General features: G+C 66.6%; 17 protein-coding genes. 10 read left to right on the top strand and 7 right to left on the bottom strand.

What is annotated here, in order from left to right; all coding sequences use genetic code 11:
- Positions 1-75 precede the first annotated feature (75 nt).
- A complete protein-coding gene (gene aceE, locus ACZK29_RS02125) occupies positions 76-2,763 on the bottom strand; it encodes a pyruvate dehydrogenase (acetyl-transferring), homodimeric type (RefSeq protein ID WP_478446592.1) in 2,688 nt (895 codons plus the stop codon).
- A gap of 568 nt (positions 2,764-3,331) precedes the next feature.
- On the opposite strand from aceE, the gene ACZK29_RS02120 reads away from it, so the two are divergent.
- Positions 3,332-3,892, top strand: a complete 561-nt coding sequence (locus ACZK29_RS02120) for a PadR family transcriptional regulator (RefSeq protein WP_478446591.1) — start codon at positions 3,332-3,334, stop codon at positions 3,890-3,892.
- A gap of 59 nt (positions 3,893-3,951) precedes the next feature.
- Complete coding sequence (locus ACZK29_RS02115) at positions 3,952-4,749, top strand: siderophore-interacting protein (RefSeq protein ID WP_478446590.1); 798 nt, start codon at positions 3,952-3,954, stop codon at positions 4,747-4,749.
- 369 nt (positions 4,750-5,118) lie between these two features.
- Here ACZK29_RS02115 and ACZK29_RS02110 read toward each other — a convergent pair whose 3' ends face one another.
- A complete protein-coding gene (locus ACZK29_RS02110; protein WP_478446589.1) occupies positions 5,119-5,952 on the bottom strand; it encodes a hypothetical protein in 834 nt (277 codons plus the stop codon).
- Between the two features lie 208 nt (positions 5,953-6,160).
- On the opposite strand from ACZK29_RS02110, the gene ACZK29_RS02105 reads away from it, so the two are divergent.
- Positions 6,161-6,562: a hypothetical protein gene (locus tag ACZK29_RS02105; protein ID WP_111204235.1), complete on the top strand. Its 402-nt coding sequence runs from the start codon at positions 6,161-6,163 to the stop codon at positions 6,560-6,562.
- Between the two features lie 211 nt (positions 6,563-6,773).
- A complete protein-coding gene (locus ACZK29_RS02100) occupies positions 6,774-7,718 on the top strand; it encodes an IS481-like element ISStma3 family transposase (protein ID WP_478446312.1) in 945 nt (314 codons plus the stop codon).
- A 9-nt stretch (positions 7,719-7,727) separates the two neighbouring features.
- On the opposite strand, the gene ACZK29_RS02095 is transcribed toward ACZK29_RS02100, so the two are convergent.
- The 3 genes from ACZK29_RS02095 to ACZK29_RS02085 all read right to left on the bottom strand — a co-directional run bounded on the left by ACZK29_RS02095 (position 7,728) and on the right by ACZK29_RS02085 (position 9,366).
- On the bottom strand, positions 7,728-7,856 hold the full coding sequence (locus ACZK29_RS02095; protein ID WP_478446588.1) for a hypothetical protein: 129 nt from the start codon (positions 7,854-7,856) through the stop codon (positions 7,728-7,730).
- A gap of 125 nt (positions 7,857-7,981) precedes the next feature.
- Positions 7,982-8,689: a YceI family protein gene (locus ACZK29_RS02090; RefSeq protein ID WP_005407837.1), complete on the bottom strand. Its 708-nt coding sequence runs from the start codon at positions 8,687-8,689 to the stop codon at positions 7,982-7,984.
- Positions 8,690-8,775: 86 nt separating this feature from the next.
- Positions 8,776-9,366, bottom strand: coding sequence for a malonic semialdehyde reductase (locus ACZK29_RS02085; protein WP_005407836.1), 591 nt, complete (start codon positions 9,364-9,366; stop codon positions 8,776-8,778).
- Between the two features lie 126 nt (positions 9,367-9,492).
- Here ACZK29_RS02085 and ACZK29_RS02080 point away from each other — a divergent pair, with 126 nt between their 5' ends.
- Positions 9,493-10,455 carry a mitochondrial fission ELM1 family protein gene (locus ACZK29_RS02080; protein ID WP_111204236.1) on the top strand — a complete coding sequence of 321 codons (963 nt, stop codon included), beginning with the start codon at positions 9,493-9,495 and terminating at the stop codon, positions 10,453-10,455.
- 34 nt (positions 10,456-10,489) lie between these two features.
- Here ACZK29_RS02080 and ACZK29_RS02075 read toward each other — a convergent pair whose 3' ends face one another.
- Complete coding sequence (locus ACZK29_RS02075; protein WP_478446312.1) at positions 10,490-11,434, bottom strand: IS481-like element ISStma3 family transposase; 945 nt, start codon at positions 11,432-11,434, stop codon at positions 10,490-10,492.
- Between the two features lie 302 nt (positions 11,435-11,736).
- Here ACZK29_RS02075 and ACZK29_RS02070 point away from each other — a divergent pair, with 302 nt between their 5' ends.
- The 5 genes from ACZK29_RS02070 to ACZK29_RS02050 all read left to right on the top strand — a co-directional run bounded on the left by ACZK29_RS02070 (position 11,737) and on the right by ACZK29_RS02050 (position 14,562).
- Positions 11,737-11,967, top strand: coding sequence for a hypothetical protein (locus ACZK29_RS02070; RefSeq protein ID WP_049443513.1), 231 nt, complete (start codon positions 11,737-11,739; stop codon positions 11,965-11,967).
- A 48-nt stretch (positions 11,968-12,015) separates the two neighbouring features.
- A complete protein-coding gene (locus ACZK29_RS02065) occupies positions 12,016-12,867 on the top strand; it encodes a DUF2145 domain-containing protein (protein ID WP_478446587.1) in 852 nt (283 codons plus the stop codon).
- A gap of 19 nt (positions 12,868-12,886) precedes the next feature.
- Positions 12,887-13,381: a hypothetical protein gene (locus ACZK29_RS02060; protein WP_005407832.1), complete on the top strand. Its 495-nt coding sequence runs from the start codon at positions 12,887-12,889 to the stop codon at positions 13,379-13,381.
- Between the two features lie 32 nt (positions 13,382-13,413).
- The gene (locus ACZK29_RS02055; RefSeq protein WP_164147363.1) at positions 13,414-13,926 is read left to right on the top strand and encodes a hypothetical protein; all 513 of its coding nucleotides are present in this window, start codon (positions 13,414-13,416) and stop codon (positions 13,924-13,926) included.
- Between the two features lie 75 nt (positions 13,927-14,001).
- Positions 14,002-14,562 (top strand): queuosine precursor transporter, encoded by a 561-nt coding sequence (locus tag ACZK29_RS02050; protein ID WP_005407830.1) that lies wholly within the window; start codon positions 14,002-14,004, stop codon positions 14,560-14,562.
- A gap of 633 nt (positions 14,563-15,195) precedes the next feature.
- Here ACZK29_RS02050 and glnE read toward each other — a convergent pair.
- Positions 15,196-17,991, bottom strand: coding sequence for a bifunctional [glutamate--ammonia ligase]-adenylyl-L-tyrosine phosphorylase/[glutamate--ammonia-ligase] adenylyltransferase (gene glnE, locus ACZK29_RS02045; RefSeq protein ID WP_478446586.1), 2,796 nt, complete (start codon positions 17,989-17,991; stop codon positions 15,196-15,198).
- Positions 17,992-18,048: the final 57 nt, after the last annotated feature.

The following is an 18,048-nucleotide window of genomic DNA, read 5'->3' as shown; positions in this document are numbered from 1 at the left end:
TTGATCCCTGCTATTGATAAAAAGAAGGCCGCAATAAGCGGCCTTCTTGAGGTTTAACTGAAGTGCTGCGGATAATCAAACCCCAACAGGGTTAGCCTTCTCCGGATCAATCTTGTACTGCTTGATCGCCCGGGCCACATCCTTCGCGGTCATCTTCCCTTCCTTCGCCAGCGCCGCAATCGCGGCATGCGCGATGTAGTAGCGGTCAACCTCGAAGAACCGGCGCAGGTTCGCACGCGTATCCGAACGGCCGAAACCATCCGTACCCAGCACCGTGTAGCTCATCGGCACGAACGCGCGGATCTGGTCCGCATACGCACGCACGTAGTCGGTGGCGGCAATCGCCGGGCCGTGGCGGCCTTCCAGCAGCTCGGTCACGTAGGCCTTGCGCTGCTCACCTTCCGGATGCAGGCGGTTGGCACGTTCCACGTCGAAACCATCGCGACGCAGTTCGTTGAAGCTCGGGCAGCTCCAGATGTCGGCGGTCACGCCGAAGTCCTTGTCCAGCAGCTCGGCCGCGGCAATCGCTTCGCGCAGGATGGTGCCCGAACCCAGCAGCTGCACGCGCAGCTCGCCCTTCTTCGGCTTGCCGGCGTCGGTCAGCAGGTACATGCCCTTGACGATGCCTTCGGCCGCGCCTTCCGGCATTTCCGGGTGGGTGTAGTTCTCGTTCATCAGGGTGACGTAGTAATACTCGTCCACCTGGTCTTCCATCATGCGCTTGGTGCCGTGCTGCAGTACCACGGTCACTTCGAAGCCGAAGGTCGGGTCGTAGCTGCGCACGTTCGGGATGCCACCGGCCACCAGATGGCTGAAGCCATCTTCGTGCTGCAGGCCTTCACCGTTCAGCGTGGTGCGGCCGGCGGTGCCACCCAGCAGGAAGCCGCGGGTACGCATGTCCGCTGCCTGCCAGGCAATGTCGCCCACGCGCTGGAAGCCGAACATCGAGTAGTAGATGTAGAACGGCAGCATCGGCACGTTGCTGACCGAGTAGCTGGTACCGGCGGCCATCCACGAGCTGATCGCACCCGGCTCGCTGATGCCCTGCTGCAGCACCTGGCCGCTCTGGTCTTCGCGGTAGAACATCAGCTGGTCGGCGTCGACCGGCTTGTACTTCTGGCCGAACGGCGCGTAGATGCCGATCTGGCGGAACAGGCCTTCCATGCCGAAGGTACGGGCTTCGTCGGCCACGATCGGCACGATGTGCGGGCCCAGTTCCTTGTCGCGCAGGGTGATGTTCAGGCTCTGCACGAAGGCCATGGTGGTGGAGTAGCTGCGCTCGCCGCTGCTCTTCAGCAGGCGCTCGTAGGCTTCCAGCTTCGGCGCCACGAAGGTCTTGTCGGCCTTGCGGCGGCGCTGCGGCAGGTAACCGCCCAGCGCGGCACGGCGTTCCTGCAGGTACTGCACTTCCGGCGAATCCGGGCCCGGGTGGTAGAACGGCACCTGGCCGTCGGCCAGCTGCGCGTCGGTCACCGGAATGTTGAAGCGGTCGCGGAAGTGGCGCACCGCTTCGTCGTCCAGCTTCTTGGTCTGGTGGGTCGGGTTCAGTGCCTCACCGGCGCTGCCCATGCCGTAACCCTTCACGGTCTTGGCCAGGATGACGGTCGGCATGCCCTTGGTGTTCACGGCCTGGTGGTAGGCGGCGTACACCTTGTGCGGGTCGTGGCCACCACGGTTCAGGCGCCAGATGTCGTCGTCGCTCAGGCCGGCAACCATCGCAGCGGTTTCCGGGTACTTGCCGAAGAAATGCTCGCGGGTATACGCGCCGCCGAAGGCCTTGCAGTTCTGGTATTCGCCGTCGACGGTTTCCATCATCAGCTTCTTCAGGACGCCATTGGTGTCCTTGGCCAGCAGGGCATCCCAGTAACCGCCCCACAGCAGCTTGATCACGTTCCAGCCGCCGCCACGGAACACGCCTTCCAGTTCCTGGATGATCTTGCCGTTGCCGCGCACCGGACCGTCCAGGCGCTGCAGGTTGCAGTTCACCACGAAGATCAGGTTGTCCAGGCCTTCACGGCCAGCCAGGGCGATGGCACCCAGGGTTTCCGGCTCGTCGCTCTCGCCGTCGCCGATGAAGCACCACACCTTGCGGTCGGACTTCTCGATCAGGCCACGGTTTTCCAGGTAGCGCATGAACTGCGCCTGGTAAATGGCGGCCAGCGGGCCCAGGCCCATCGACACGGTCGGGGTCTGCCAGTAGTCCGGCATCAGCCACGGGTGCGGGTACGAGGACAGGCCACCGCCATCCACTTCCATGCGGAACTTGTCCAGCTGCTCTTCGCTGATGCGGCCTTCCAGGAAGGAACGCGCGTAGATGCCCGGGGCGCTGTGGCCCTGGATGAACAGCAGGTCGCCCGGGTGGTTTTCGCTCGGGGCGCGCCAGAAGTGGTTGAAGCCCACGTCGTACAGGGTGGCGCCGGAGGCGAACGAGGCGATGTGGCCGCCCAGGTCACCCGGCTTGCGGTTGGCGCGCACCACGGTGGCCATCGCGTTCCAGCGGATGATCGAACGGATGCGCCATTCCAGCTCGGCGTTGCCCGGGCTCTTCGCCTCGAACTGCGGTTCGATGGTGTTGACGTATTCGGTGGTGGGAGAGAACGGCAGGTAGGCGCCCGAACGACGGGTCAGTTCCACCATGCCTTCCAGCAGCTGATGCGCGCGCTCGGAGCCCTCGACATCAATAACGGCCTTCAACGACTCGATCCACTCCTGGGTCTCCACAGGATTCGGGTCGTTGTTCAGCACCTCGTTCAACCAGTTCATTAGCGCTCCCATAACCGCACGCACGCGCGCGACTGTTGTATAGATTTCTAGACCGCAAAGTGTAGCGCACCAAGGGCTTTCGTCACTTGGCTACGCTGGCGTATGGATGCAACCGGCCAGTGTCCGCAAGGGGCTTGCAAGCGCCCTTGACGGCCCTGCGGCGGGCCTTGGCGGCTGCGCGGGCTGTCGCTTGCGGGTTGCTGCGCCCATGTGCAGGACGCAGTGTTACCGCGGCCGATGACGGTTGTGGGGCAGCGCCGGGGCCACCTGTATCGGCTCTGCGTGCTGGCGCTGAACCGACGACAACGTGTCGCACCTGCCTCTGGATCAACCCCCGCAATGCCCTCAGGGTAGACCTCGAGTGTTGGCCTCGCCCGCCTCGGTCCGCCGTCTGGCCCTGCCTCACTCCCTTCCACAGCATTGCCCGGGGCGCCTCGCAAGGGGCGCCCCTTTTGCTGTGGGCGGGGCCGGCCGTGGCCCAAAACAGACCTGCTTGTGGCCGGATCGATGATTGCCGGCTTCGATATATCGATATATCGTTTGCACACTCGTTTACCGATATATCGAAATGAGCCGTACCCCTTCTCCCAGAGCCCGTTCCACCGACTCGGCCGTGCCTCGCCGCAACGGCCAGCCGCGGGTGCTCAGCCGTGGCGACCTGCGCCTGCTGGTGCTGGCCCTGATCGGCGAGCAGCCGCGCCATGGCTACGAGCTGATGCAGCTGATCAGCAACCAGTTCATGCAGGCCTACACCCCCAGCGCCGGCACCATGTACCCGTTGCTGGCCAGCTTCGAGCAGGCCGGCTGGATCGAGGCCGAGGAAGTGGACGGGAAGCGGATCTTCCGCATCACCGCCGCCGGCGAGTTCGAGCTGAAGGTGCAGCGCACCCAGGTGCGCCTGGCGCAGCGGCGTGCCTTCGACCGCGCCCGCGAGATCACCAAGGCCTCGCTGCCGCCGCCGCTGGCCGGCGCCCTGCGCGAGTTCAAGCGGGCGCTGGTGCACCACCACGGCCGCTGGGCCGAGGGCGAGGCGGAAGAAGTGGCGGCGCTGCTGACGCGGGCATCGGCGCTGCTCAACGGCACGACCGGTGGCGAGAGCCAATCCTTTTCAACGACCCAGCCAGACTGACTCCAGCCAGGTCTCCCCTACGCCGCGCGCCCCCGCGCGACACCTTTGCAGGTAACCCCATGACCGAACACAACAACACGCGCCTGCGCCTGGATGTGCGCTTCCGTGAACTGACCGTGCTGCGCACCGAAGAGGTCACCCCGCACATGCGCCGCATCGTGCTGGGTGGCGACGCGCTGGCCGGCTTCGATTCGCCGGGCGCCGACGACCACATCAAGCTGTTCTTCCCCAACGCTGCGGGCGAGATGGTGCTGCCGGTGCTGACCGCTGAAGGCCGCAGCTACCCGGCAGGCAAGGAGCCCTCGCCGGCCCGCGACTACACCCCGCGCTGGTGGGACCACGAAACCGGCGAGCTGGCCATCGACTTCGTGCTGCACGACCAGGGTATTGCCGGGCCGTGGGCAGAACGCGCGCAACCGGGCGACACGCTGGTAATCGGCGGCCCGCGCGGTTCCTTCGTGGTGGCCGACAGCTACGACGCGTATGTGCTGATTGGCGATGAAACCGCGCTGCCGGCCATCGCCCGCTGGCTGGACGTGCTGCCGGAGGATGCCGAGGTGCAGGCCTTCATCGAAGTGAGCGATGAAGCCGAGCGCCAGGACCTGCCGCAGTACGAGAACGTGCGCATCCACTGGCTGGAGCGCAACGGGTTCCCGGCGGCGACCAGCACCCTGCTGGAAGACATGCTGACCGATTTCGAAGCGCCGGAAGGTGATGTCTTCTACTGGATCGCCACCGAATCGCGCCGCGCCCGCATGATGCGCAAGTTCATCGAAGGCCACCTGGGCGTGCCGCGCGACTGGATTCGTTCCACCGGCTACTGGAAGGCGCACCCGGACGAAACCGACGGCGATTGATCAAAAGAAGGTGGGTGCGGACCGTTGGTCCGCACGCCTTTGACTATGTAGAGCCGAGCCCACGCTCGGCTGCTGTTCTATCCGCCCTCGCGCTAGACGCGATGAGCCGAGCATGGGCTCGGCTCTACAAGGGTCATCGGCGGCCATGCACCTTCCCTGGTGGGTGCGGACCGTCGGTCCGCACGCCTTTGACTGTGTAGAGCCGAGCCCACGCTCGGCTGCTGTTCGATCCGCCCTCGCGCTACGCGCGATGAGTCGAGCATGACTCGACTCCACAGGGGTCATCGGCGGCCATGCACCTTCCCTGGTGGGTGCGGACCGTTGGTCCGCACGCCCTCCGACAGGTAGTGCCGGCGCTGGCCGGCAACCTCATGAACCCCCGGCAGGAACCTGCAGTTGCCGGCCAGCGGCCGGCACTACCACGCTGGGCGCCACCTGCCGCGTCCACCCGAACCGCTGCGCGGCCCAGATCTCCAGCGCTACCAGCAGCGCGATGATCAACAACGGCAACAACAGCCCGAAGTACACGCCGGGCATCATGCCGTTGATCTGCGCCTTCACCAGCCGCAGCACACCACGGGTGTGCAGCAGCTCATCCACGTGCATGGTCAACGCCTCGCGCACCACCTTGGGTTCCAGGCCGAGGGTGCCGGCCCTGTCCATCAGCGTGTCTTCCACCATGCCGCGCAGCAGGCCTTCGCGCACTTTGCCGATCACCCATCCCGCACCACGCGCCAGCGGGCCATCGCCAAGACGGTCGAGGCCAGGCAGCGGGTGTTCGCTCAGATAGGCCGAGGCAATGGCGTCGGCCACATCGCCCACCGTGCCCTGGCTGTGCAGGGCCTCGCGCATGCGCGGGTCGTCCAGCGAGTCGGTGAAACCTTCGCTCCAGCCTTCCACCAAGGTCTGCAGGTGCGGCTGGAAATGATCGAGCTGCTTGAACAGCGCACGGTGTGCACCGGCAGTGAAGCCCAGCTGCAGGCCGAAGAAAGCGGTAGCCAACGGCAGCAGCACCACGTAGCTGGCCAGCAGCCAGTGATGCCAGCGCTTGCGCCGCTGCAGCCAGCCGCGGCGGTGCAGCCCGCGCCAGACGAGGATGCCCAGCACCAGGCCGAGCAGCGTGCCGAGCAGGCTGCCGCACACCAGATCGAGCACGCTCAGGCCCGACCAGAATTCGTTCAACCAGTACTGCGCGTCCTGCATGAGTCTTCCTTCCGTGGGTGATACAGCAGGCCATTGTAGAGCCGAGCCCATGCTCGGCTGCTCTTCGTTCCGCGCTCGGCGCGCCCCGCGCTGCGCGCGATGAGCCGAGCATGGGCTCGGCTCTACAGGTGTTCCGCCGCCCGGCACAACGCATCAGCCGCCAAGCAATGCGACAATCGCGCTCCTTTCCTGCAGCAACGAGGCCCACATGGCCAAACTGACCCTGGCCAGCGTGGACGCGCTGCGTACCCGCTTCGCCGATGACGCCGCCTGCGATGCGGCATTGGCCGCCTTCGCCGACACCGCTGCACTGCGCGCACCGCTGCGCGAGCTGGTGGCGGCGCAGCACCGTTACCTGCAGGCCGAGTTCGAAGTGGCACAGGTGGCCGACGTACTGCGCCGCGACCAGAAGTACGCGCCGGTGGGTCGCCCGTCGGTGCACATCGTGCAGCTGCGCAAGCAGCAGGCTACGACCAAGCAGGCGGCGCTGATCGCCCGCCAGGTGGTGGCGCAGGCCGCGCAGACGTTCGTGCGGGTGAGCGGGCTGGCGGTGAAGGCCAAGCAGAGCCCGAGCGAAGCGTGCGTGGCATGGTTGGGCGCGTTGCGCTGAGGGCGCCGCCCACGATGTGATGGAACCGACCAGCGTGTGATGGAACCGACCAGCGGTAGAGTCGACTGTTAGTCGACTAGCGCGCGCAGCGCGCGGTTTCGGCATCCCGCGAAGAGCAGTCGACTAACTGTGATCTCTCTGTACGTTGTTCATCCGGGGCATCTTTGGAAAATGGTGGTTACCACACCGTTCCAGCCCCCAAAGAGCCCGGATGAACAATCATAAAAATGCCCGTTTGACGACGTTTAGTCGAGCGCTTCTGGTCCACCGTATCCTCCACGAGGGCTTACGCCCGGAAGAAGCAGCTCAAGCGTGTGGCGTAAGTGTGCGTACGGCCTACAAGTGGCTGGCCCGATTCCGCCAGTTCGGGGCACCGGGGCTGGAAAACCGCAGCTCACGGCCTCACCAGACGCCGCATGCCACACCTGCTCCGGTAGTCGAGCAGATCAAGGAGCATCGCCGTAAGCGGCAGACCTACCTGACCATCTCCAAGGCGCTGGGGGTCGGCCACAGTACGATTTCAAGGCTGATGCGCGCCCACGGCCTCAATCGGCTGTGTCGGCTTGATCCGCCCAAGGAGGTCATCCGATACGAATACGATCAGCCCGGAGGGCTGCTGCACCTGGACATCAAGAAGCTGGGCAACTTCCAGCGGCCAGGGCACAGAACCGATGCCAAACGCCGGGGAAATACCGCTGGCGGTGGCTGGGGCTACGTCCACGTGGCCATTGACGATCACTCCCGGGTCGCCTTCAGCAGCGTCCACCCCAACGAACAGGGCGAAACCGCCTGCCAGGCGTTGCTGGGCGCTCTGGAGTACTACGCCAGCCTGGGAATCACCTTCAAGCGGATCCTGACCGACAACGGTGCCTGCTATCGCTCCACCGCCTTTGCCAAGCTGCTCAAATCCCTTGGGATCAAGCACATCAGAACCAAGCCCTACACGCCGCGGACCAATGGCAAAGCCGAGCGCTTCATCCAGACCAGCCTGCGTGAGTGGGCTTACGCCTGCGAGTACGCATCCTCGGACCAGCGCAATTCCGTGTTGAGCCAATGGCTGCACCACTACAACTGGCACCGTCCCCATATGGCGATCGGCGGCCAGCCACCTATCTCCAGAGTGCCGCTGAACAACGTAGTGGGTTTACACAACTAACAGTCGACTCTACCAAAGCAGGTTTTCCGCGCAGTGCGGAGTTTCCGCGCAGCGCAGGTTTTCCGCGCAGCGCAGGTTTTCCGCGCAGTGCAGGTTTTCCGCGCAGCGCAGATTTTCCGCGCAGCGCAGGTTTTCCACGCAGTGCAGGTTTTCCCCGCAGTGCAGGTTTTGCGCGCGCCGGCGACGCGGATCGCATTCCCCAAAAAAGAAGGCCCGCTTTTCAGCGGGCCTTCTGCCTTCTCACGACGAGTGAGTTGGATGCATCAAGCAGCCGGCTTTTCGCCGGTGGCTTCGGTGGTGATGCGGATCTTCACTTCATCGCTGACGTTCGGGGCATACGCGCCGACGCCGAAATCGCTACGCTTCAGCGTGGTGGTGGCATCGAAGCCGGCGGCCGGAACCTTGGCCATCGGGTGCTCGCCGCCGCCGTTCACGGTGACGTCCAGGGTGACCGGCTTGGTGATGCCCTTGATGGTCAGGTCGCCGGTGACGGTCAGCTTGTTGGTGCCGGCCGCTTCCACCTTGGTGCTCTTGAAGGTGGCATCGGCGAACTTGGCGGCGTCGAAGAAATCGGCGCTCTTCAGGTGCTCGTCGAACTTGGCGGTGAAGCTGTTCAGGCCGCTCAGCGGCAGCTTCACTTCCACGGTGGACTTGGTCACGTCTTCGGCGTTGTACACCAGGGTGCCTTCGACGTTGCCGAAGTGCGCGCTCGGGTTCGAGAACCCGAAGTGGCTCCACTGGGCCAGCACGTCGGTGTGGGTCGGGTCCAGCTTGTAGGTGCCCGAGGCGATCTTGATCGCTTCGGCGGCCGGCGCGGCAGCGGCGGCATCGGCGGCCGGGGTGGCGGCCTGCTCGGTGGTGGCCGGGGCGGCGGCATCGGCGGCCGGGGCAGCGGTGTCGGCCGGCTTGGAGCAGGCGGCGATGGCCAGGGTCAGGGCCAGCGGCAGCAGCAGTTTACGGGTGGCGCTCATCTGAGGAACTCTCCGGATCGTAGGGTGGGTACACGGTGCAGCAAGAGCCTGCCACGGGACAGCAGGCCCGAAACCGATACAACGACTTACGCGATGCGCGCCGCTTCGTCGAACGACAGGCGCGGCAGACGCGGGAACAGGCCCGCCGGGTCACCGTAACCCAGGTTGACCAGGAAATTCGACTTGATCGAAGTGCCGGCGAAGAAGGCTTCGTCGACCTTGGCCGGGTCGAAGCCGGACATCGGGCCGGCATCCAGGCCCAGCGCGCGTGCGGCCAGGATCAGGTAGGCGCCCTGCAGGCTGCCGTTGCGGAGGGCGGCTTCGTGGCGGCCTTCCTGCGGGCCGTCGAACCAGGCCTTGGCATCGGTGTGCGGGAACAGGTACGGCAGCTTCTCGTGGAAGTCCAGGTCGAAGCCGATGATGGCGGTGACCGGGGCAGCCATGGTCTTGTCGTGGTTGCCTTCGGACAGAGCCGGGGCCAGCTTGGCCTTGGCTTCCTTCGAGGTGACGAAGACGAAGCGGGCCGGCGTGGTGTTGGCGGCGGTCGGGCCCCACTTCACCAGGTCGTACAGTTCCTGCAGCAGGCTGGCCGGGACCGGCTTGTCGAGGAAGGCATTCTGGGTGCGGGCAGTACGGAACAGCTGGTCGAGGGCAGCAGCGTCGAGCGCGTGGGACATCGGTGGATCTCCAGGGCGGCTAAGGGAAGTCAGTGCCCGCGGGCGGCGCGGGGCGAAACGACGAGCCGCAGTGTAGAGTGTCGCGACTGTTGCAACACCCAGCAGGGCTGAAACGAATTAATGCCAATGGTGAAACGATCGAGCGCGCCATGGACGGTCACTGACGGCCGTGCGGGCAATGTCCGCCAGGCGGTCGCGCTGGCCTCGGCGCTGCGCCAGGGCGCCCACCGACCGCTGGTCCTGCAGCCCCGCGCACCCTGGCGCTGGCTGTCGCCGCGGCGCCTGCCGGGTGATGTGAACGGCTATGGCGAGGCTTTCGCGTCATTGGCTGCCGAGGCCCCGGCGCTGGCGATCGGCTGTGGCCGCCAGGCCGCCGGCGCACTGCGCGTCCTGCGGGCACGTGGCAGCCAGGTGGTGCAGATCCTCGACCCTCGCATCGGCGCACGCCACTGGGATGTGGTGGTGGTGCCCGAACACGATGCCCTGCGTGGCAGCAACGTGCTGACCCTGCTCGGCAGCCTCAACCCGGTGGACGACGACTGGCTGGCCTGGGGCCGCGCCGCGTTCGCCGGCTTCAGTACCTTGCCCGGCCCGCGCACCGCGTTGCTTGTCGGTGGACCGACGCCGCTGGCGCCGTGGGATGAAACGGCGATGGTGGGCGTGTTCCAGGCGCTGGCCGGGCAGATCCGCAGCGAAGGCGGCAGCCTGCTGGCGACCACCTCGCGACGCACGCCGCCGGCGTTGGCCGAGATCCTGCGCGCGACGTTCGCCGACCTGCCGCATGTGATCTGGGGCGACGGCGGCGACGGTACGAATCCTTATGGCGGCCTGCTCGGCTGGGCCAACCGCGTGGTGGTCTCGCCCGATTCGGTGAACCTGCTGTCTGAAGCCTGCGCCACGCGCATGCCGGTGATGGTGGCGCTGGCCGATACCGCGCAAGGCCGGCTGGCGCGCTTCCAGCAGCAGCTGCGCGAGCGCGGGCGGCTGCAGGCGCATTGGCTGGACTGGCAGTACGACCGCATCGAACCACTGCGCGAGACCGCGCGGGTGGCGGCGGAAGTGAAAGCGCGGCTGGGGCGTGCGCAATGACCCGGGAAAGGAGCCGACCGGGTAGAGTCGACTGTTAGTTGTGTAAACCCACTACGTTGTTCAGCGGCACTCTGGAGATAGGTGGCTGGCCGCCGATCGCCATATGGGGACGGTGCCAGTTGTAGTGGTGCAGCCATTGGCTCAACACGGAATTGCGCTGGTCCGAGGATGCGTACTCGCAGGCGTAAGCCCACTCGCGCAGGCTGGTCTGGATGAAGCGCTCGGCTTTGCCATTGGTCCGCGGCGTGTAGGGCTTGGTTCTGATGTGCTTGATCCCAAGGGATTTGAGCAGCTTGGCAAAGGCGGTGGAGCGATAGCAGGCACCGTTGTCGGTCAGGATCCGCTTGAAGGTGATTCCCAGGCTGGCGTAGTACTCCAGAGCGCCCAGCAACGCCTGGCAGGCGGTTTCGCCCTGTTCGTTGGGGTGGACGCTGCTGAAGGCGACCCGGGAGTGATCGTCAATGGCCACGTGGACGTAGCCCCAGCCACCGCCAGCGGTATTTCCCCGGCGTTTGGCATCGGTTCTGTGCCCTGGCCGCTGGAAGTTGCCCAGCTTCTTGATGTCCAGGTGCAGCAGCCCTCCGGGCTGATCGTATTCGTATCGGATGACCTCCTTGGGCGGATCAAGCCGACACAGCCGATTGAGGCCGTGGGCGCGCATCAGCCTTGAAATCGTACTGTGGCCGACCCCCAGCGCCTTGGAGATGGTCAGGTAGGTCTGCCGCTTACGGCGATGCTCCTTGATCTGCTCGACTACCGGAGCAGGTGTGGCATGCGGCGTCTGGTGAGGCCGTGAGCTGCGGTTTTCCAGCCCCGGTGCCCCGAACTGGCGGAATCGGGCCAGCCACTTGTAGGCCGTACGCACACTTACGCCACACGCTTGAGCTGCTTCTTCCGGGCGTAAGCCCTCGTGGAGGATACGGTGGACCAGAAGCGCTCGACTAAACGTCGTCAAACGGGCATTTTTATGATTGTTCATCCGGGCTCTTTGGGGGCTGGAACGGTGTGGTAACCACCATTTTCCAAAGATGCCCCGGATGAACAACGTACAGAGAGATCACAGTTAGTCGACTGCTGTTTGCGATACCGCTGAAAACCCCGCGCTGCGCGCGATAGTCGACTAACAGTCGACTCTACCCCGCCGCGGCCCAGGCCCCGCGACATGGCCCAAGCCCACGACTTGCTCCGGCACTCCGTTACCCGGGTGCGCAGCGATTTCTGAACATTTGAATCCGGCTGCACGGTTAGAGTCCAGCTTCCCCCATCACGCTGAACGTCTTCATGCGCACCCTGCTCCTGCTGCCGCTGGCCCTGCTCGCTGCCTGCTCCACCGCGCCCACTGAGCTGGACCCGATTTCCTACCAGTGCCAGCAGCAGCTGGACGCCTACCGCGAACAGCCGGCGCTGCGCGATCCTAAGACTGGCGAGCGCCCACCGCTGCCAATCGCCCCGATCAGCGACGCCTGCGACAGGGAACTCAAGCGCAAGGGCGTGGACCGCCCGCTGCGCTGAGCGGCGTATGATCGGCGCGCGGGCCTGCCCGCCGTTGAAGGTATCGACATGGATCGTTTCTCCCGCCTGCCCCGCGCCGCCCTGCTGATCGCCAGCCTGCTGGCGACCGCGACCGCATGGGCCAACAGCACCGAATGCCGCGAACGCTACCCCAGCGTCGCCTCGCAGGCGGCGATGCTGGACGTGGCCTGGACTACCGCCGAGCGCCTGGATGCGCTGCCCGATGTAGACGTGGTGGTCGCCGCGCGCGGTGGCCAGGACCTGAGCCGATACGGCCTGCGACACAGCCACTTGGCCTTCCTGCTGCGCGAGGACGATGGCCGCTGGCGTGCGATGCACCTGCTCAACCGCTGCAAGACCGACAGCTCGCAGCTGTTCCACGAAGGCCTGGGCAACTTCGTCGGCGAGAGCGGCGGCCATACCGACCTGCGCATCGGCGTGCCGTCGGCGCCGCTGCGTGCTGCATTGAAGGCGATGCTGGTGTCGCCGTCGATCCAGCCCAAGGCGCTGCACGAGACCAGGTACAACGTGGTCGCCTACCCGTTCGCCACCGACTACCAGAACTCCAACCAGTGGGTACTGGAGGTGCTGGCGGCAGCGATGGCACAGGCCGACGGTGCGCCGGCCATCGTCAAGCGCGAACAGGCGCAGCAGTGGCTGCGCCAGCGGAAGTACCAGCCCAGTGTGCTGCATATCGGCCTGGGCAAGCGCGTGGGTGCGCGCCTGTTCATTGCAAACGCCACCACCACCGACCACCCCGCCGGCGAACGCATTTCCGGCAACTATTCGGTGGTGACGGTGGAATCGGTATTCGACTTCCTGCACCAGCGCAGCCAGCTGCAGCAGGAACTGGTGATCCCCCATGTGCCGGTGGCCGGTGCTGCTGCCGCCACGCCCTGAATCCCGCGAGGAGAACGACATGCGTCCGCTGCCTGTTTCCCTGATGTCGATGGTGATCATTGCCGGCCTGCTCGGCGCGAACACCGCCCATGCCGAACGCCGCATCATCATCCTGCAGGACCCGGGTCCGCAGGGGCCGAGCCTGGAAATGTCCGCGCCCCTGGTTGCTTCCGCGCGCGCCGCCGCTGCCAAGGAAGCCCGGGATGCCGGACTGCCGCCCGGCCACGGCGCATCGGTGAAGCTGCCGCAGATGCAGGTGAGCGCCATCGCCACCACCGTCGACGGCCGCCGCGAAGTACTGCTGCGTGATGCCAACAACCCGCAGAACACCGCGTCGATGCAGTGGCCGAAGCGCCCCGGCGATCCCGCCGTGCAGTTCACCGTGGGCCAGACCGTGAACTTCGAGCCGACCGGCACCGACCAGGGCTGGCAGGTGAAGGACAACCAGGGCCGCCCGCTGGAATATCTGCCCGAGGCCACCGGCCCGCGCGACATTTTCGATACCCGGCGCTGAGCCGCCGCTTCCCATCCGACCAGGAGGTCTCCATGTTCCGTTGCCTGCGCGTTCCTGCTTCCGCCCTGCTGCTCTCCGCACTGCTGGTGCCCACCGTCCATGCTGGCGCCGCACCGCAGTTGAACAGCAGCGAGGCCAGCGTGCTGATCACTTCGGTGATCGTGGTCTCGGTGCCCCTTGCCGCATCGGCCGGCCTGTCCGAACTGTCGAAGGCGCCGTTCAAGGCCAGCGAACGCCGTGAGAGAGCCCAGCGCACCAAGGCGGTGCCGCTGCCGCCGATGGAAGTGAAGAAGGTGGAGACCACGCCGGCGGGCGAACGCCAGGTACAGCTGCAGGTGCCCGACAAGGCCGACCAGACCGCCACGCTGCGCTGGCCGGCGCGCGTGCATGAAGACCAGACGGCGGCCTTCGTGGTCGGCCAGCAGGTGCATTTCGACCCCACCGAGGCCGGTGCCGGCTGGACCGTGAAGAGCGCGCAGGGCCAGGCACTGGCCTACGTGCCCACCGCCTACGCGGCGGGCGATGTGATGAGCGAAGCGCTGTAAAGCTGAACGAGCGTTTTTGGATTTGGCGCGGGCCGGGCGGATAATGGGCGATCCCCTTTGTCCCCCTGGCTCGCCATGTCCGTGCGTCCCGCCCCTCTTTTTGCCCCGCTGACCCCGCGCGCCCTGGTGCTGGCGGTACTGGCGATGGGTGCGGTGGTGCTGCTGTCCAACGTACTGGTGCAGTACCCGATCAACGATTGGCTGACCTGGGGTGCCTTCAGCTATCCGGTGGCGTTCCTGGTCAGCAACCTGATCAACCGCCGCTTCGGCCCGGGCCCGGCGCGCCGCGTGGCGTGGATCGGCTTCCTGGTGGCGGTGGTGTTGTCGGTGTGGGTGGCCACGCCGCGTATCGCCATTGCTTCGTGCTCGGCCTTCATCGTGGCCCAGCTGCTGGACATTACCGTGTTCGACCGCCTGCGTCGTGGCAGCTGGTGGCGTGCACCGATGGTGGCCACCACCTGCAGTGCGACGGTGGATACCACCATTTTCTGGTCGATCGCGTTTGCCGGCTCCGCCCTGCCGTGGGTGAGCTGGGCCGCCGGCGACCTGGCGGTGAAGCTGGCCATCGGCGTGTGCCTGCTGGCGCCGTTCCGCGCGCTGCTGTGGAAGATGGCACCGCTGCGCGCGACCAGCTGACCGCACATGCTCTGGTAGGTGCCGACCGTTGGTCGGCACGCTCCATCAGAGTTCATCACCGCTGACAGATTGTGCCGACCAACGGTCGGCACCTACCAGGAGCGGCATCGCAGGGCCATTGATTCGGTGGGTGCCGACCGTTGGTCGGCACGCTCCATCAGAGTTCATCACCGCTGACAGATTGTGCCGACCAACGGTCGGCACCTACCAGGAGCGGGCATCGCAGGGCCATTGATTCGGTGGGTGCCGACCGTTGGTCGGCACGCCCTGCAGAACTCATCGCTGCCGACAGATTGTGCCGACCAACGGTCGGCACCTGCCAGGAGCGGGCATCGCAGGGCCATTGATTCGGTGGGTGCCGACCGTTGGTCGGCACGCCCTGCAGAACTCATCGCTGCCGACAGATTGTGCCGACGAACGGTCGGCACCTACCAGAAGCAGGCATCGCAGGGCCATTGATCCGGTGGGTGCCGACCGTTGGTCGGCACGCCCTGCAGAACTCATCGCTGCCGACAGATTGTGCCGACCAACGGTCGGCACCTACCAGAAGCGGGCCATCTCAGGGCCATTGATCCGGTGGGTGCCGACCAACGGTCCGCACCCACCCAAAGTGGTTGCAGCATTTGCCCCCGCTCAGGCGAACGGCAGCTCCGCGGCTCTGCACGCTGCCGTAATCGCGGCACACGCGTCGTCAATCGCGGGCGTGGTCGGGGCCAGCCGCGGGCGCCGATCCAGCGTGCAGGCCAGGCCAACGTCCAGCAGCGTGGCATGTGCTCCATGCAACGCCTGCGCCGTGTCTTCCGGCAGGAAGCCAACACCAGCCAACGCATCGATCAACGACGGCGTATCGCGTGGCTGCAGCAGCGCCGCATGCTGCGCACTGCGCGCCAGCACGCCGGTCTGCAGCAGGAACTCCAGGTCCACTACGCCGCCAGCACCCTGCTTCAGGTCCAGCCGTGCGGCATCGCTGCGGTCCAGTTCGGTGCGCATGCGGCCGCGCATCTTCAGCACGTCGGCATACAGCACACCCATGTCGCGCTCGCGCCCCAGCGTCTGTGCACGCACCCGTTCGAAATCGGCCAGCAGGCTGGCATCGCCGGCCACGCCACGCGCGCGCACCAGGGCCTGGTGTTCCCAGGTCCATGCGCGTTCGCGCTGGTATTCGGTGTAGCTGGCCAGCGAAGACACCAGCGAACCCTTGCCACCGTCCGGGCGCAGGCGCACGTCGATGTCGTACAGGCGCCCGGCAGCCGTGACTGCACCGAGCAGCGCCATCACCTTCTGCGCCAGGCGCGCATACCAGCGGCCCGGCTCCAGCGGCCGCGCACCATCGCTGGCATCCACGCCGGCCGGGTTGTCGTGCAGGAACACCAGATCCAGGTCGGAACCGAAACCCAGCTCCAGGCCGCCCAGGCTGCCGTAGCCGATGATCGCGAAGCGCCCAACGGGAATCTCGCCATGTGCGGCGCGCATGTCCGCTTCGGCCATCGCCAGCACGGTGATCACCACCGCCTGCGCCAGCTCGGCCAGTTGCCGGGTGCTGTCCACCGCACCCTGGCGCCCGTCCAGCGTGGCCATCGCCATGCGGAAGCTCAGCGCCAGCCGCGTCTCGTTGAGCCAGCGCAGCGCGGATTCGGGATCCTCCACCGCCAGCACCTGCTGGCACTCGGCCAGCATCCCAGCGGCATCCGGCATCGGCCCGGACACGCGCACGTCCAGCAGTTCGTCCAACAGCAATGGATACGCCGCCAGGCGTTCGGCCAGCAGTGCGCTGCGCGCCAGCACGTCCACCAGCCGCGCCAACGCGCTGGGCTGCTCGTCCAGCAGCGCGAGATAGCTGGTCCGGCGCAGCACCGCCTGCAGCAGGCCAAGCACGCGCTTGAGCGCGGCGTCGGGCTGGGGCGAACGCGTGGCCGCATGCAGCAGCGCCGGCAGCACACGGTCCAGCCGCGCACGCGCGGCATCAGACAATGACTTCACGCCGGTGCCCTGGGCGAAATCGCGCAGCGACTGGTCGGCGCCGTTGGCATCGAGAAAACCGGCTTCGGCCAGCAGCGGTGCATTGCTGCCGTCGGGCAGGCTGCGCCAGTAGTTGGCCAGTGCATCGGGCGCGGCCTGGCCCTTGCGCGGTGCGAGCAGCGCGGCGAATTCGGTACTGACCCGCTGCTGCTGCACGGCCAGTGCCGCGCGCAGAACGTCCCAGTCCGGATAGCCGAGGCCGACGGCGATGCGCTCGCGGTCCAGTGCATCGCCGGGCAGCACGTGGGTCTGTGCATCGCGCAGCATCTGCAGGCGGTTTTCCAGCCGTCGCAGGAACAGGTAGGCCTCGCGCAGCGCGCTGCCATCTTCCGGCGCGATCTGTCCGGCGGCCACCAGTCCATCCAGCGCCACCAGCAGGCGGCGTTCGCGCAATGCCGGTTCGCGGCCGCCGCGGATCAGCTGCAGCGCCTGGCACAGGAACTCGATTTCGCGGATGCCACCGGCGCCACGCTTGATGTCCTCGTGCAGTTCACGGCGCGCGACTTCGGCGGTGATCGCCGCCTTCATCTCGCGCAGGCCGTCCAGTGCGGTGAAATCCAGGTAGCGGCGGTACACGAACGGGCGCAGGGTCTGCAGCCACGCTTCACCGGCCTCGATATCGCCGGCCACCGCGCGCGCCTTCAACCATGCATAGCGTTCCCAATCGCGGCCCTCGCGCTGGAAGTACTGGTCCATCGCCGCGAATGACAGTGCGACGCGGCCAGCGCTGCCGAACGGGCGCAGACGCAGGTCGACGCGGTGGCTGAAGCCATCGACGGTGGTTTCGTCCAGCAGCTTGGCCAGGCGCTGGCCGAGACGGGCGAAATACTCTTCGGCGGCCAGCGCACGCGGGCCATCGGATTCGCCGCCGTGCGGGTAGGCGTAGACCAGGTCGATATCGGAACTGAAGTTGAGCTCGCCACCGCCCAGCTTGCCGAGGCCAAACACCACCAGCTGCTGCGGGACGCCTTCGCCATCGCGAACCACGCCGTGGCGCTGGGCGAATTCCTGCTGCAGGGCCTCCAGTGCCAGCCGCAGGCAGTCCTCGGCCAGGGTGGTGGCGCCGGCCAGGGTCTGCGCCACGTCGTCCAGCCCGGCCAGGTCGCGCCAGATCAGCCGTGTGGACATCGCCGCTCGCCAGCGCCGCAGTTGTGCCGGCCAATCACTGGGCTGCAGCGGGTCAAGCACCGGCGCCGGGATCGGCGGGCAGCCGGGCGCGGCCAGCTGCGCCAGCAGGGCCGGTTGCCGCACCAGGGTATCCAGGGCGAGGTCGCTGGCCACCGCCAGCCGGGTCAGCAACGGCAGCAGGTCGGACGGGATGGGCTCTGGCAGGACCTGGGCCAGGCGCGCCAGGGCGCGGTCGACAAGAGGCTGCAGGGAGACGGACAGATCAGCGGGGGCGAGGGTCATGCACTGATTGTATCGACCCGGCCGGGGCGCAACGGACCCGGTAGTGCCGGCCGCTGG

The organism is Stenotrophomonas sp. 89682_Sma, assembly GCF_056481405.1.
Note: the sequence above shows the minus strand (reverse complement) of the source record. Positions and strands in the feature narration are given on the sequence as shown.

Bases quoted from the DNA above. Each gene is read 5' to 3' on its own strand.
- aceE (WP_478446592.1), bottom strand. From the start codon at position 2,763: ATGAACTGGTTGAACGAGGTGCTGAACAACGACCCGAATCCTGTGGAG.
- ACZK29_RS02120 (WP_478446591.1), top strand. From the start codon at position 3,332: ATGAGCCGTACCCCTTCTCCCAGAGCCCGTTCCACCGACTCGGCCGTG.
- ACZK29_RS02115 (WP_478446590.1), top strand. From the start codon at position 3,952: ATGACCGAACACAACAACACGCGCCTGCGCCTGGATGTGCGCTTCCGT.
- ACZK29_RS02110 (WP_478446589.1), bottom strand. From the start codon at position 5,952: ATGCAGGACGCGCAGTACTGGTTGAACGAATTCTGGTCGGGCCTGAGC.
- ACZK29_RS02105 (WP_111204235.1), top strand. From the start codon at position 6,161: ATGGCCAAACTGACCCTGGCCAGCGTGGACGCGCTGCGTACCCGCTTC.
- ACZK29_RS02100 (WP_478446312.1), top strand. From the start codon at position 6,774: ATGAACAATCATAAAAATGCCCGTTTGACGACGTTTAGTCGAGCGCTT.
- ACZK29_RS02090 (WP_005407837.1), bottom strand. From the start codon at position 8,689: ATGAGCGCCACCCGTAAACTGCTGCTGCCGCTGGCCCTGACCCTGGCC.
- ACZK29_RS02085 (WP_005407836.1), bottom strand. From the start codon at position 9,366: ATGTCCCACGCGCTCGACGCTGCTGCCCTCGACCAGCTGTTCCGTACT.
- ACZK29_RS02080 (WP_111204236.1), top strand. From the start codon at position 9,493: ATGGTGAAACGATCGAGCGCGCCATGGACGGTCACTGACGGCCGTGCG.
- ACZK29_RS02075 (WP_478446312.1), bottom strand. From the start codon at position 11,434: ATGAACAATCATAAAAATGCCCGTTTGACGACGTTTAGTCGAGCGCTT.
- ACZK29_RS02070 (WP_049443513.1), top strand. From the start codon at position 11,737: ATGCGCACCCTGCTCCTGCTGCCGCTGGCCCTGCTCGCTGCCTGCTCC.
- ACZK29_RS02065 (WP_478446587.1), top strand. From the start codon at position 12,016: ATGGATCGTTTCTCCCGCCTGCCCCGCGCCGCCCTGCTGATCGCCAGC.
- ACZK29_RS02060 (WP_005407832.1), top strand. From the start codon at position 12,887: ATGCGTCCGCTGCCTGTTTCCCTGATGTCGATGGTGATCATTGCCGGC.
- ACZK29_RS02055 (WP_164147363.1), top strand. From the start codon at position 13,414: ATGTTCCGTTGCCTGCGCGTTCCTGCTTCCGCCCTGCTGCTCTCCGCA.
- ACZK29_RS02050 (WP_005407830.1), top strand. From the start codon at position 14,002: ATGTCCGTGCGTCCCGCCCCTCTTTTTGCCCCGCTGACCCCGCGCGCC.
- glnE (WP_478446586.1), bottom strand. From the start codon at position 17,991: ATGACCCTCGCCCCCGCTGATCTGTCCGTCTCCCTGCAGCCTCTTGTC.